The sequence below is a fragment of the Flavobacterium acetivorans genome (genome assembly GCF_020911885.1).
GTDB lineage: Bacteria > Bacteroidota > Bacteroidia > Flavobacteriales > Flavobacteriaceae > Flavobacterium > Flavobacterium acetivorans.
The window spans coordinates 71,775-86,514 of sequence record NZ_CP087132.1; the positions used below are offsets into that span (position 1 = coordinate 71,775).

Consider the following 14,740-nt stretch of genomic DNA (forward strand, 5'->3'; position numbering starts at 1 on the left):
AATACTTAATTATGAAACTAAGTTGCAACGAAAGATGCTTTTAGAATTATTTTTGAGGTTTAAATATAATTTCGAAACTTTGGACATCATTCATCATTGCGCTAACGAATTTTTGAATGTCTTGTGGTGTAATTGCATTAATAAGGTCTACATTGTTTTTAGTGTCATTTTTATTATAACCTTCAATAAAGTAATCATAAAGCAAATTCAACTGGTAAGATGTATAGGCTTTCTCTTCTTTTACCTCTTTTAAATAACTGCTAAGTGCTTTGTTTAAATCCTCTTTTTGGATGGTACCGTTTTTAATTTTGTCTATTTCTTGGTGAACAATAGAAACTAATTTATCTGCCTTATCAGGATTACAATCAAAATAAACATAGAAACTGGCTAATTGCTTAGGTCTTTTAGTCAAAGAACTAAAAACGCTGGCTCCATAAGTACCCCCTTCTTGCTCTCTTAATGTTTCCATTAATCTAAGTTCAAGGATATCCTGGAAAGCCTTTAAGATGTAAGTGTTTTTTAAACTATATTTAAAATTGTTTTTAAAAGCAATACGCACAGTAGCTTTAGGATCTTCCATTGCTAAGAAAACATCTTTTTTATTGGTCTTATTTAACCAAGAAACCGAATTGTCATGCCATTTTTCTTTCTTCTTATTGGTTGGCAAACTAGCAATATATTTCTCTAATAAAGGTTTAAGAGCCTCTTTTGAGACATCTCCTGTAATAAAAAACACAAAATCAGCAGCATTGTTAAAACGATCCTGATAAATCGATTTTATTTTTTCGAATGAAATGTCTTTTATATAATTCTCATCAAACAATCGTTTTTTAGCATTGTTAAATCCATACAAAGTCGTGCTAATGCTATCTTCCATTTTATAAGCGATATCATTCCTTCTTTGAATCAAATTATTGTTCAGGTTATTTTGAAGAACCTTAAAGCTATTTTCGTCAAATCGAGGTTTTACAAATTGTAAATGCACCACTTGCAACATCGTTTCGATATCCTTTGTCGTAGTCATTCCCGAAATGCTTTCCTCTAAATCAGTAATACCTATTCTTGTATTTGCATTTTTGCCGGCCAAAACTTTTGATAAATCTGTAGCATTGTAATCTCCTAAACCAGACATTCTCACTAAAGTGCTCACCATCGCTGCCGAAGGAAGATCAGCATCTTTTATCAAAGAATTTCCTCCAAAACTAGCCGCTTCAAATAATACATTATTTTTTTCGATGTCACTAAACTTATAGTTCACAACGACTCCATTACTTAAAACAAATGTTGTCGCTCCTAATTCCTTATTGCTTTTTTCCGAAACAATCTTTCCTGCTTTAATTTCAACACCGGAGGTCAATGTTTTTCCAACAAACTCGTCAGCATAAGCAACTAAAGCAGTATCATTTTCTACTTCTTTGATTGTTTTTAAAGCCTCGTCTTGAGAAAGGTTATTTTCTCCTTCAACACCTGTTACATCTAAAACACGATTCTCAGCCGTATATAATTTTTTGATAAAATCATGCAAATCTTGAGCGGTCATCTGATTGAAAATCTGCTTCACAAGATCATATTCTTTTGCCATATCAGTCATTGCCTCATTTTCTAAATAGTTTTTCTGAATTGTATTCACTATTTCCGCATGAGGGGTTTGATGAATTTTGCTGATTTTAGTTTGGTACAAATTGTTATAAACGGCAATTGTCCTATCAATTTCCGATTGGGTGAAACCAAATTTAACGGCTCTGTTTAACTCTTCCAAAGCCGTTTTAAAAGCCTGCTGTTGCCTATTTGGTTTTGGCGAAATCAATAATCCGAAAGTGTTTTTTGCTCTTGCCAAACTTGAATAACTGCAGCTGGCCGAAACAAATGGCGCATCCGGTTTTTGTGAAATTTCTCTAAGCCTAGAACTCAACATTCTGGAAACCATCCCGCTGAACAAGGATTCTTTTAAATCGGCGACCGTTTCGTCTTTTAACGATTTTGGTTGATTGATCGTAAAAGAGAGCGTTGAAGTGGCAATTTCTTTATCCGTCCCTAAATTATAAAGCATTGCTGCATTGTCAGGAATTGCTACAACAAACCTTTCAATTGGATTCTTTATTGCCGGAATTGGAGAAAATAATTTTTCTATTTTTTGTTCTATCTCCGCGACATCAATATCACCTACAACAGCTATTGCCTGTAAATCGGTTCTATACCAATCGTGGTAAAAATCTCTTAATGCCTTGTATTTAAAATTATCAATAACACTCATTAAACCTATCGGCATACGATCGGCATACTTGGTGTTGTTAAACATGGTTGGCAATGATTTTTTAAAAAGACGCATATAGCCGTTTTGTCTGGTTCTCCATTCCTCTTTAATCACGCCACGCTCGGCATCAATTTCAGCTTCTGTAAGCAATAATCCATCAGCCCAATCGTGCAAAATTAATAGCGAAGTATCGATCAAGCCTGGAACATTTGTAGGAATGTTATCCATATTATAAACCGTTTCATCAAAAGCGGTATAAGCATTAATGTCTTTTGCAAAAACGGCTCCGTGTTTTTGAAGTGTATTTAAAACGCCTTTGCCCGGGAAATTTTTAGTCCCGTTGAAAGCCATATGCTCCAGAAAATGTGCCAATCCTTGTTGGTCGTCATTTTCTAAAATTGAGCCTACATTTTGAATGATATAATAACTCGCCACATTTTTTATTACATCTGTTTTGTAGATATAATAGGTCATTCCGTTTTTGAGAACGCCTTTTTTTATTTTTTGATTGACCGGAAGCGGATCATTTAATTTCAATTCTTGTGCGTTAACCGTGTACGCAGCCAAAAAAAGAGAAAATACAGTTAATAGATTTTTCATGTTTATTTATGGTAATTTTAGGTATTTTAGTGAATTCTTCTTCGCAAAACTCAAACCTGATTCGATTAAAGAAGCAAAATTTTATGAGATCGTATTGCTTTACTGCTTACTTCTAAACGGTTGTTTTTATGTTATTTTTTTCAATCCAAAACATCAAATAAAATCCCTGCCCTGTTTTAAAATGAATTTTTAAAAAGGGAATAGGATATGAAACTATTAATGGCTAGAAATACAGTAGTTTTTTTTACAAAAAACTATCATTCATCAGCACTGTAGTTTCATAAATGGAACAAAAAAATGTTGACTTTTTAGATGATATTAAGACTTTTAAGGATTTAGTAGATTATAATTCACAAAAACAAATTTCTAATTCTATTTACAACCAGAGAAACTAAATTCTCTGGTTGTAAAATCTAAATCTTATAAAAGAGGATTCATCTCATTGAAATAATTAAATATCAAGCGAATTTAAGAGATCAGTCAATTCAGGTTCAGAAGGTCTTGGCGTATCCGCATTAATTATCTTACCTTCCTTGTCTAATAAAATAAAACGAGGAATCCCTTGAATATAGTAAGAAGCAATAAATTTAGAATCGATTTCTTTATCGGCCAAAAGTTGAATTCCGGATAATCCTTGGGCTTTGATCATGTCGCGCCATTTTTGTTCGTCTTTTAATCGATCAATAGATATACTTACAAATTTTATATTTTTACCGTGAAATTCTTTCTCGACTTTCCCGATAAATGGCATTTCATATTTACAAGGCCCGCACCAGGTTGCCCATACATCAATAAAAACATAACTCCCTCTTAAATCTTTGAGCGATGTTTTACCTCCTTTATAATTGATATAGTTGTTGAACTCAGGAGAAGGCATTCCGGCGCCTAATTCATTTTTGTTTCTTTGTGCTTCAGTATATTGCTGTACCAGACCTTGCTTTAATTCTTCTACCTTTTTTAACTGAGAAGTTACAAAAAAAGGATCTAAGCCTGATTTCTTCAGCTCCAACTCTGATTTAAAATCATCAGTAAATTTATTAATCTTAGCTTCAAAAGCTTCCTTTTCTAAATTTAAAAAAACAGTGTAATCCGTTCCATACATTTCTCCTTCTAACTTAGATTTTAATCTTAAAAAAGCATTCTCTTTTTCTCCTTTTCCATTAATAGCGATACTTTTAGAAACATTTTTAGCGTCAAAATTAATTTCTAAATTCATATCATTCGTAAGATACAGACTAAAGAATTTATCATAAAAAGTATTAAAGAAAACTGGTTTGTCTAATTTGATGGTATCTCGATAGGTTCCGTCAGCGGCCACTTTGATGTTTATGGCTTTTGAGCTAACCGGATCAAAAAGCCTTATTCCAAGTCCTTCTATTGGGTTTTCAATTTTCCCGTGTAAAACCACATAATCCTTTTGTGCCAATCCTTTTTGGCTAGAAAGCAAAACAAACAGTAATGCCAGTAGTGATAATTTTTTCATTTTATTTCTTTTATAATGTTTTAAAAAAAATGAGAATGCGCTATGGGAAGGAAAAAAATATAATCCTTAACTCTTTACTGCATTCTCATTTAAAAGTTAGCTTTTAATATCCTTTATTTTGAAAAAGCAGGTTGTTTCCTATAATAACTTGTAAAGGTATAGGCAATACAAACTTATTGGTAGATATTAAACTAGGCTTAACTATCGAAGCAGTAAGGTCTCCAAGCGAATGATAACGCACGATATCAAACCATCCTTCACCGTTTTCAAAGAAAAGCTCCAATAATTTTTCATTGCGTATATCATTTAATAAGGTCGCCTTGTCCAAAAGATTTTTTGCTGTAACACCCGCACGATTTCTAATTGCGTTTAGACTTTCTAATGCAATAGTAAGATCTCCGCCTGTTTTACGCGCTTCTGCTTCTGCCTTAATTAAATATATTTCTCCAAGACGCAAATGATACAAAGTATTTCCTTGGGATGCTATCACATTTAAAAATGGATATTTACCATTTCCATTTGACTTTTTGGTATCTTCAGCATAGGCGTAAGAGAAACGAGGGTCATAACCAAAACCGCTTTCATCTAAAGTACCATCGTTAGAAGTTCCTACTTGGGCATCAGCCAAACTTCTAATTGATTCACTGTAAGTGGTATTATTTACTAGATACATGGAGGTTTTTCCTTCGTTATTAGGTCCGGTAAATGGTGCAAAAATAACCTCTGATGAGTTGAAACTCTCCGTAAAAATATCCGCATAATTATTCTCTAAAGCATAACCTTCACTATTATTGATTACTTCATCAGCTAGAGCAGCTGCTTCGGTAAATTTTCTCTCATATAAATATACTTTAGCTAACAAAGCTTTGGCGGCAAGACTTCCTGAGTAAAAATGCTCTACATAAAGAGGACCATTAGCTGAAGCAAAAAGCAAATCCTCTTCGATTTGGTTGTATACTTCTAATACCGTATTTCTTGGTCTGGCTTCAAGTTTAGCGGCGAAATCAGTTCTTAGCACCACCCCATAGGTAGAACTTAAGTCATAGAATTCCCCGAAATAACGCAACAAATTAAAATAGGCAAAGGCTCTTTGAAACTTAGCCTCGGAAATCATCTCTACTTTTTTAGAATCCGAAATACCAATTGCTTTACCTGCTTCTAATTCTTGAATCAAAAAATTACAGGAATTAATTATCTTATATTGACCACCGTATAAATTAGTCAAAAAGATATTATCAACTGGAACTTGATTGGTATTAAAACCTCTACTTCCGCTCAAAAAGCCTGAAATCGATCCTTCATTACCATAAGCAGCTAAGTGCAATGGAAAAAAGCTCACATCAAACTCTTTCCCTAAATCATAAACACCGTTAAGCACCAATTGTGCTGAGCCTTCATCTCTTACTGCGTCTTCTGGCGTTAATTTATTAAATGGTTTTATATCTTCAATATCACAGCTTGTAAAAGTGGCCGCTATTGCAAAAATCAAGACCGCATTAATTTTTCTTATATGTTGTTTCATCTGTTTTAAATTTAAAATTGAACTTGAATTCCTAAAGAGAACGACTTAGCTAATGGATACGGATCTTCATTACTGATTTGATCTGTTATAGTACCTCTTTCCGAGAAAGTTTCAGGATCCATTCCAGGCCATTTTGTCCAAGTAAACAAATTTGTCCCCGTTAAAGTAAGCGTCGCTTTATCAAATCCGATTTTGTTCAATAATTTTTGATCAAAATTATAGCTAAACTGCATACTTTTTAGACGCAAATAAGAAGTATCATAAACATATCTATCTGAAATTCTTCCATTAGCAGAAGGATCAGAATAAAGTGCTTTTGCATAGCGTGCATTAGGATTCTCAGGTGTCCATGTATTTAATGCATATTCACTATACTTATTTTCACCCAATAAATTATAGGTTCCCATAGGAATAGCATTCCAAATTGATCTTGCTCCTACTGAATACTGTAACAAGGCATTAAGGCTAAAATTCTTGTATGCGAATGTGTTTGAAATTCCACCAAAGAAGTCCGGCTGAATATTCCCGATAATAGTCCTGTCATCAACTGTTATTTGACCATCGCCATTAACATCTTCCATCATAAAATCTCCCACAGCTGTTGAAATTTGATCATAGAATCCTGAAGGTGAAGCTGCATTTAGAGCGTCTACCTCATCTTGAGATTGAAAAATTTTAGCTACTTTATAACCTTTAATAGTACCTACTGGTTGGCCTTCGATAAAATAATCCAACTGGTAAGCATTAATGCTGGCACCGTTTAATTTCACTAATTTATTTCGGTTCACAGACCAATTCACGTTAGTTGACCAAACAAAATCTTCTCCTCTGATGATATCTCCACCCAAACTGATTTCAAGCCCTTTATTGGTTACATCCATAAAGTTTGAATAGTAAGAATTAGGTCCTAATTCAAAAGGAATAGGCGTTTTTACTAAAGCATCTGTTGTTTTTCTATCATAAATATCAAAACTACCTTTTAGTCGGTTATTGAAAAATCCGAAATCCAAGCCTAAGTTCACCTCATCAGTAGTTTCCCAACCAATATTTGGATTTGGAAAATTATTATCAGGAACAACAGCAGAATTTCCATTGTAGATATTAGAAGATTGATTTTGGAAAAACTGCAAGAAAGCAAAATCAGATACATTAGTAGAACCTACTCTACCTGCACTTACTCTTAGTTTTAAGATGTTAACACTCTCGCTATCAAATAAGAAATCTTCATTAGAAATATTCCAACTTGCAGATAGAGATGGGAAATAACCTCTTTTATTACCTGGCCCAAATTTTGAAGAAGTATCTGTTCTAAAATTCAAAGTGGCATTATACAAGTCTTTGTAACCATAGTTCAAACGAGAGAACAAGGAATACAATCCTGTTTCTATACGATTTCTGGAATAACCGATTACCGTTCTTGCCGAAGACGCATTGATAAGCACCTCGTCATCAGGGAAACCAGAGTAAAAATAATCTGAATTATTAAAATTTGTTTTATCCCAAGCCGCACCGGCCAGTAAGCCAATTTTATGGTTTGAGATATCAAAATTATAATTTGCAGTCAAATTTGTTGTGATATTAGAAACTAAACCATCTGACTCATTCAAGAAGGAATCGTTAGGGAAATACATAAAATCAGTTTCTACAATTTTTGGAATAAATGAACTGTTGTTATTGTAAAATACCGAAGCATTCACATCCGATTTCAGCTTTAAATTTTTTAATGGCTCTACTTCAACATAAGCGCTACCAATAAAATTATAGGATTTTTTGTTTGTCTTATTGCTCAAACGCATCAATGGATTTGGCTCCAATGTAGGAAAATAAGCATACTGCCAATCTGGTTGTCCCAGTAATTTTCCATTTTCATCCCTTACAGGCAAATCTGGACGAGCACGAGCAATAGATGTATTAATCGTATATTGATTTAAAACATCATTCTCTCCAGAGTTAGCTTCAGTATGCCCAACATTTACAGAACTTCCTACTTTTAGATAATCATTCACATCCGTATCCACAGAAATGCCTAAATTATACTGTTTCATTTTGTCCTTAATTGTCAAACCTTCTTGATCTATAAAGGAAGAACTGAAGTTGTAATTGGTTTTATCACTACCACCACTCAAACTTAAATTAGCTTGTTTTGTTATCGCCATACTTCTGAAAACTTCTTTGTTCCAATCTGTATTAGCAGTACCAAAATAGTCGTTTCTTAAACCGTTATAATTCACCATGAAAGTATCCCAATCTAATTCTACATTAGCAATACCCTCTAATTCAAAAGAAACAAAAGGATCTAGTTGCCCACTATTCATCGCATTAACACTATTAGTCATCAACAGATTATAGTAATTTTTATATTGAGTTGAATTTAAGACACCTACTTTGCTTATAGGTTGTGCTAAAGTCGTTGCGTAAGAAAAATTAACTCTTGCTGCTTGCCCTTTCTTACCCCTTTTTGTCTTAATGATAATTACCCCATTAGCTCCACGAGAACCATAAATAGCAGTAGCTCCAGCGTCTTTCAATACGTCAAAACTCTCTATATCATTAGGATTCAAAGTAGATAATGGATTAGCACCTTGCAAAGCGTCAATATTAAATGGAACACCATCAATTACAAATAAAGGTTGATTCAATCCGCCTCCTACTGATGACAATGGCGAAGTAATTCCTCTAATGTTGATACGAACCGGCGCACCAGGACGACCTGTGTTTTGCGATACTTGAACTCCTTTTACTAAACCTCCAAGCGCTCTGTCAAAACCTATAGTTCCCGTTGCTGCTTGTACAATATCTTTGGCATCTATAGAAGAAACTGCTCCCGAAAACTCGGAACGTTTTTGTTTACCATAACCTACAAGTACCACTTCCTGAAGCTCATTAAATTCTTCTTCAAGTACTACTTTCAACAAAGAAGAACCTCCCAAAGGAATGCGTTTTGACTTATACCCTAAATGCGAAAACACCAAAAAACTCCCTGAAGCATTGGCACTTAATTTAAATCGACCATCAAAATCTGTTGATGTAGCTGTCCTAGTCCCTTCGATTAAAACAGTAACCCCCACCAATGGAATTCCTACTGCATCTGTAACTACTCCTTCAATTTGTTTTTGGTCCATAACCGAAGAAACACGCTCTCCTTTTTGCTTCTCTACTTTTTTAAGCACGATTTGATTTCCCAAAATTTGATAAGAAATAGTAGTGTTATTAAATAGCTTTCCTAATACCTCTACTAATTGTTTTTTCTGAACGTTCAAATCAATTTTTTGATTGACATTCAATTCATTGCGATTGTAAAAAAAACGGAAATCGGTTTGATCTTCAATAATTTTAAAAACATTGGTCAAAGCCACCCCATTTACATCCATGGTAACTTTGCTATTCTGTCCGTAACTACTCGAGGCATAGACCTGTAAAAGACTGGTAAATAAAAATAAAAGCGTGAATTTCATCTTTAGGTTAGAGTTATTCAAAATGCGCCTTAACGCACCTGTAATTGGTTGTTTTTTCATAAGTTTACACTGGTTTAATTTTGTTAGTTTAAGATTAAATCATTTTTAAAAATGAGAGGGAAGGTGTTGGCGCACCTTCCTTTTTTTTGGTTAATTGATTTTGTTACATTTTTTTTGGTTTAGTTATGGTTATTACTCTATTGTTAACAGTATAATTAAAGGCTTTATAAGTTTGAAATGTTTTCAAAACCTGATCAATATTCTCCTCTTTAAAAGTTGCCGTGATAACAATATCATTCAACTCGTCGTAATTATTAACGATATCAACATTGTATTTTCGCTCTAACTTATTTGCTATTACTCCGAACGAATCATCAATAAACATAAGTTCTCCAGAAACCCAAGCCACATATTTATCAATATCTACAGCCTCCGTCTTTAATTGTTTATTTTGAAAATAAGCCCGATTTCCAGGCTTTAAAAGTACTTGTTGATCTACTAGAAGTTTATTATAAGCCAGCACACTTCCTTCTACTAAAACAGCGTATGTTTTTTCGTCTTTATGGTAGGAGGTCACATTAAACCTGGTCCCCAAAACTTTAACATCCATATCATTAGCACTCACAAGAAAAGGATGTTTAGAATCCTTAGTCACATCAAAATAAGCTTCTCCATCTAAAAAAACCTGACGGCTCTCGCCTTTAATGAATCGAACGGGATATTTTAAAGAAGTCCCTGAATTTAAATGAACATTGGTTCCATCAGATAATTGGAGCTCAAACCGTTTCCCATAAGGAACATTTATGGTGTTATATACCAAACTGTCTTTTACCACAGTATTCGAATAGACCAATTGATTCCCTTTTTGAGACCCAACAACATTGCCGTTAGCATCAACAACCTGAGTCGATCCATCGTCTTTTATGATTTGAATAGCTCCATTTTCAAGCTGCAAGGTGATCGCTTCTTCCGGTATTGCTAAAGTAGATTGCGCAACAAAATCCTTTTGATAATAGAAATACCCTATTGTCAATAAAAAAAGAATCACTGCCGCATACTTCATTATAGCAGATGCTTGTTTTATAAATCGAAGCTTAGATTTTGGTTTTTCTAAAATACGAACCGATTCTAAAGGTCTCTCAAGCTGAGACAGAATATTTTGCCAAGCCTTATCTTTATCTGCTGTTTCGGCAAAAGCTATTCTTCTGGATTTTTTATAAAAAAGTAAATATTCCGAAAAAAGTGTTTCATTTTCCGAACTTTCATTTATCCATTGTTTTAATACAACAAAGTCAGCTTCACCTATTTCTTTGGATGTATAGGCTGCAATGATAGCTAAAATATTTGGTGGAATCGTATTCATTTATTGATCTCTTATAATATATAGATAATGAAAGATCAATAATGGGTGACAAGAAATTAAACTTTTTTTAAACTAAAAGTAACATTATGATGGTATCAAATGAATTACGCAATTGCTTTAATGCTCTTGAGTAATGTGTTTTAACCGTATTTACTGATACTCCCAGCTCTAATGCGACTTCTTTATATTTTAAGTTTTCCAATACTATGGCTTTAAAAACTTCTTTACTTTTTAAAGGTAAAGCTTCAATCTCTTCATAGAGCTTCTTTTTTTCTAACTCAAGAAAATCCATATCAAGGTTATCCTCATCCATTAATACATTTATTTGATCTTCTATTTCTTCAAAAATGTATTTGTTTTGCTTTCTGTCCGCCAGCAAAGTATTATTTTTAACTGATTTAAAAAGATACGGGCTGATCGCACCATCTAATTTCATGTATAATTTTTCATCCCAGAATTTTATAAATAAATCTTGAACAATATCTTCGGCTAATTCGAAAGAATCACAATACTTTAAAGAATAAATACACAATGGCATATAATATAAGTCAAATAACTCCTTATAAGCAGATGAATCTCCCAACCTGAGCTTTTCAAGAATTATTATATCTTTTGACTTCATAAAGGAAGAGTGCTAATAGATCAGAAAGTAGTTTAAAAATTGGATGGCAATAGTGTACTATAAAATTTCATTCGCTAAAACAAACAAATAGAAACAAAAATGAAATGCTATTAAATATGGGCCGAATATAGTATATTTTGCTATACTATCAAATTGCAAAATCTTAAAAACTACGACTTCTACGACTAATCATTCTTCTTTTTCAATAAAAAAAGAAGTATAAAAACTTACAGACACAAAAAACAATCCACTGAAAAACAACTAATTAAATTATATCACTAAAAACATAAAATTACTACTTCAATTCATCTTTTTTAATTCTATTCTTAGCGTTCTCCTCACATTTCAGCTTTTCTAAATACCAAATGCACAATCAAAATCAGAGAAGACAACGCGATCCCAAGTACCGATACTCCCATCCATCCATAAAGTTCCCAAGCAGCAGCTCCCACCGCAGTTCCAAAAGCGCCACCAATAAAAAAGCCAACCATATAAATGGTATTGACCCGGTTTCTTGCTTCGGGATTTTTAGAAAAAATAATCTTTTGGTTCGTAATATGTAAGGACTGCAATCCCAAATCAACCAATAAAACCCCAAAAACCAATCCTACAATAGAATGTCCGGAAATAAAAAAAATACCCCAAGAAATGATTAACAGCATTGTTGCAGCTAAAATAACAGAACTATTACTAACAGAACTACTTATCTTTCCCACAAAAGCAGCTGCCAAGGCTCCCACAATTCCCAGAATTCCAAAACCTCCACTAACGGCACTTCCATAACCAAAGGAATCTTGCATCAAAAAAACCAAAGTAGTCCAGAAAGCACTTAATCCTGCGAAAGCTAAAGCTCCTCTTAAAGTAGCCAAACGCAAAGAAGAATCCGATTTAAAATAATACAAAAGAGATTTCATTAAACTGGCATAACTCCCGCTGAATTGCGGATTAATCTTGGGCAATTTATATTTAAGGATTACGTATAAAACAACCATCATTACTGCAGCAGCATAAAACATGAAGCGCCATCCAAATTGTTCACCCACAAAACCGCTGATTACCCGACCTCCTAAAATACCAATCAATAAGCCACTCATAACAATCCCTATCGCTCGCCCCCGATTGGCATCATCTGAAAGTTGAGCTGCCATAGGAACAAACAACTGCGGTATTGCCGAGGTAAAGCCAACAAAAAAACTACTAATAATAAGAATCAAAAGTGAATTTGCAAAACCCGCCGCCACTAAGGCGATAACCATAATTAAAAAGTCAATTCGCAATATTTTTTTATTGGAGACCTTGTCACCTAAAGGAATAATGAACAACAAGCCCAAAGCATAACCCAGCTGTGTGAACAGCGCAACATGGCTCACCTCAGACTCAGAGACCCTAAAACTCACCGCAATTTGATGCAACAAGGGTTGGTTGTAATATAAATTAGCGACAACAAGACCTGCTGATATACTCAATAAATACAATACTTGATTGGTAAGCTTAACTTGCTTCATTTTTTTATTGTTTGGAAATGGAATGTAAAAGAAGATTCTTAATAGTGATTACCGTTTCAATTAAACGCAATACACGACTCACCGAAAGCAACTTTCAATTTTTTATCAAAATTAAAAATTAACCTATTGGTGAGCATTGCTCTAAGGCAACGTTTTTATTATAATTTGGATTTTATTCTGCTTAAAGTAGAAGGCGAAATCCCCAAATAGGAAGCTGCCATTTTATTAGATACTCTTAGCAGAAAATGAGGTTGGTGCTTTATGATCCATCTTACTTTTTCAAGTGCATCAAAGCCTTGAAAACCATAAATCCTTTTTTGTGCAGTTATAAAACCCAATTCTAAAATTCTCTTATAAATTTCACCAAATTGAGGCATTTCACCAACAAGCTTGTAAAAATCTGCTCTGGAAATAACCAATAATTCCGATTTCTCTATCGTCTGCAAATACTCACATGCCGGTTTTTGATCGATAAAACTGGGCAAAGCCGTACAAAGCATGCCTTCAAAAGCAAAGTATCGAGAAGTTTCAATCCCTTCACTGTTGATGGTGTAGAGTCGGATACAGCCTTTGTTTATAAAATAATAACTGTCACATATATCATTAAAATCTACCACAATTTCATTTCTACTCGTCAGTTTGGGCTTAAAACAGGAACAGATTAACTGTAAATCCTCTTCGTTAATTTCTGTTTGACTTTTAATATAGCTTTTTAAGAGTGAGTACATATCCTGATTTTAAATGTTTTCAAAATTACAATTAAATCGTCTCAAAGTCTTTTATTTCCTCAGAATTAAAAAACAAAAAAGCATTTCTACAATTGCAGAAATGCTTTTCAGTACTAATTCTATTTTTAAAATAATCGAGTTTAAAATCTATCGCACTAATTGCTGTAGCGGCTTCAATTGCTCCAAGTCTATATTCGACTTTTGAATTACCTGAAGCATGGTCATAATAGTCGTAGGATTCATATCTTTTCCTAAAACTCGAATTACGGCAAAACCATTTTCTTTTCTATTGGCATATAAAACAAACTCATCAATATGCTCATCAGAACCAACATAACTTACTGAAGCGCCTTCTTTTCCGGAGCTAAACTTCATCAATTGTTGGTACTTGGCATCTTTTAAAATCGCATCTACTTTCGCACGCTCTATTTCAAACTGCGCTTTATTAGAATCATTTAATTTAAAGGCCAAAACATTCATTTTGTCAAAAGACTCCAAAGCAGCATTCTGATCTGCAGACAACTTTGCTTTATCCACATTAAGGATAGTTGGTGAAATATCTAAGGCTATAAAATCCTTGCCGTCTGAATTTTCTACAAAATACTTCTGCAATGTTTGCTCAGAATTACAACTTACCATGAGCAAGCATAAAAATAGGCCTATAGTATTAATTGTTTTCATATTTACTTGTTTTTAGCCGCTTTTTTTAGCTCATTCCCACCAGGAATCCTCATCTTATCTGTAAGTACTGAAATTTCGTTCAAATCAAAATTACCCGTCAAAGACATCAAAACAGTTTCATTGGCTTTACCACTGCCTTCAATGAACATCAAAAGTTCTTTTATCTGGCTATCACCGGCGCCGGACTTGACCATTATTTTAATATTTTTACCGCTGTCATTGATGCGCATTAATTCCTCTAGTCCAGCTGTTTTTATGTATTTATCGGCGGTAGATTTCATTTCATTTGTTACCCTTGTACTGCTGGTGGTAAACACTTTCAAATTGTCCAGTTTTTTGATCAAATTAAAATATTGTTGCGCTTCCTTATCCGAAACATCAACTTTCACCTTGCTCATCAGGTCAAACATTTTTCTGTTGACAATAATCGAGGTGACATCATCCTGTCCGTCGAATTTATCAAAACTACTTTGTGCAAAAATAGGCGCAGCCATTAATATTATAATAAAGGAGATTAGAACCTTTTT

The 14,740-nt window shown here is 33.7% G+C and carries 10 protein-coding genes; all 10 read right to left on the reverse strand.

Annotation, left to right across the window (positions count from 1 at the left end; all coding sequences use genetic code 11):
- Positions 1-46: 46 nt before the first annotated feature.
- The 10 genes from LNP19_RS00285 to LNP19_RS00330 all read right to left on the reverse strand — a co-directional run bounded on the left by LNP19_RS00285 (position 47) and on the right by LNP19_RS00330 (position 14,707).
- Positions 47-2,854 carry a M16 family metallopeptidase gene (locus LNP19_RS00285; RefSeq protein WP_230062826.1) on the reverse strand — a complete coding sequence of 936 codons (2,808 nt, stop codon included), beginning with the start codon at positions 2,852-2,854 and terminating at the stop codon, positions 47-49.
- Between the two features lie 451 nt (positions 2,855-3,305).
- The gene (locus LNP19_RS00290; protein ID WP_230062827.1) at positions 3,306-4,337 is read right to left on the reverse strand and encodes a TlpA family protein disulfide reductase; all 1,032 of its coding nucleotides are present in this window, start codon (positions 4,335-4,337) and stop codon (positions 3,306-3,308) included.
- Between the two features lie 103 nt (positions 4,338-4,440).
- Entirely contained in the window at positions 4,441-5,859 is a 1,419-nt protein-coding gene (locus tag LNP19_RS00295; protein ID WP_230062828.1) for a RagB/SusD family nutrient uptake outer membrane protein, read from the reverse strand.
- Between the two features lie 11 nt (positions 5,860-5,870).
- Entirely contained in the window at positions 5,871-9,374 is a 3,504-nt protein-coding gene (locus tag LNP19_RS00300; protein ID WP_230062829.1) for a TonB-dependent receptor, read from the reverse strand.
- Between the two features lie 103 nt (positions 9,375-9,477).
- Positions 9,478-10,677 (reverse strand): FecR family protein, encoded by a 1,200-nt coding sequence (locus LNP19_RS00305; protein ID WP_230062830.1) that lies wholly within the window; start codon positions 10,675-10,677, stop codon positions 9,478-9,480.
- Between the two features lie 67 nt (positions 10,678-10,744).
- Positions 10,745-11,299 carry a sigma-70 family RNA polymerase sigma factor gene (locus tag LNP19_RS00310; protein WP_230062831.1) on the reverse strand — a complete coding sequence of 185 codons (555 nt, stop codon included), beginning with the start codon at positions 11,297-11,299 and terminating at the stop codon, positions 10,745-10,747.
- Positions 11,300-11,637: 338 nt separating this feature from the next.
- Positions 11,638-12,804, reverse strand: coding sequence for an MFS transporter (locus LNP19_RS00315; protein WP_230062832.1), 1,167 nt, complete (start codon positions 12,802-12,804; stop codon positions 11,638-11,640).
- 158 nt (positions 12,805-12,962) lie between these two features.
- The gene (locus LNP19_RS00320) at positions 12,963-13,532 is read right to left on the reverse strand and encodes a Crp/Fnr family transcriptional regulator (protein ID WP_230062833.1); all 570 of its coding nucleotides are present in this window, start codon (positions 13,530-13,532) and stop codon (positions 12,963-12,965) included.
- A gap of 147 nt (positions 13,533-13,679) precedes the next feature.
- The gene (locus LNP19_RS00325) at positions 13,680-14,213 is read right to left on the reverse strand and encodes a DUF4252 domain-containing protein (protein WP_230062834.1); all 534 of its coding nucleotides are present in this window, start codon (positions 14,211-14,213) and stop codon (positions 13,680-13,682) included.
- A gap of 2 nt (positions 14,214-14,215) precedes the next feature.
- Positions 14,216-14,707 carry a DUF4252 domain-containing protein gene (locus tag LNP19_RS00330; RefSeq protein WP_394336296.1) on the reverse strand — a complete coding sequence of 164 codons (492 nt, stop codon included), beginning with the start codon at positions 14,705-14,707 and terminating at the stop codon, positions 14,216-14,218.
- Positions 14,708-14,740 lie beyond the last annotated feature (33 nt).

Coding starts and splice junctions, on each gene's coding strand:
- LNP19_RS00295 (WP_230062828.1), bottom strand. CDS start 5,859: ATGAAACAACATATAAGAAAAATTAATGCGGTCTTGATTTTTGCAATA.
- LNP19_RS00315 (WP_230062832.1), bottom strand. CDS start 12,804: ATGAAGCAAGTTAAGCTTACCAATCAAGTATTGTATTTATTGAGTATA.
- LNP19_RS00325 (WP_230062834.1), bottom strand. CDS start 14,213: ATGAAAACAATTAATACTATAGGCCTATTTTTATGCTTGCTCATGGTA.
- LNP19_RS00310 (WP_230062831.1), bottom strand. CDS start 11,299: ATGAAGTCAAAAGATATAATAATTCTTGAAAAGCTCAGGTTGGGAGAT.
- LNP19_RS00330 (WP_394336296.1), bottom strand. CDS start 14,707: ATGGCTGCGCCTATTTTTGCACAAAGTAGTTTTGATAAATTCGACGGA.
- LNP19_RS00300 (WP_230062829.1), bottom strand. CDS start 9,374: ATGAAAAAACAACCAATTACAGGTGCGTTAAGGCGCATTTTGAATAAC.
- LNP19_RS00290 (WP_230062827.1), bottom strand. CDS start 4,337: ATGAAAAAATTATCACTACTGGCATTACTGTTTGTTTTGCTTTCTAGC.
- LNP19_RS00305 (WP_230062830.1), bottom strand. CDS start 10,677: ATGAATACGATTCCACCAAATATTTTAGCTATCATTGCAGCCTATACA.
- LNP19_RS00285 (WP_230062826.1), bottom strand. CDS start 2,854: ATGAAAAATCTATTAACTGTATTTTCTCTTTTTTTGGCTGCGTACACG.
- LNP19_RS00320 (WP_230062833.1), bottom strand. CDS start 13,532: ATGTACTCACTCTTAAAAAGCTATATTAAAAGTCAAACAGAAATTAAC.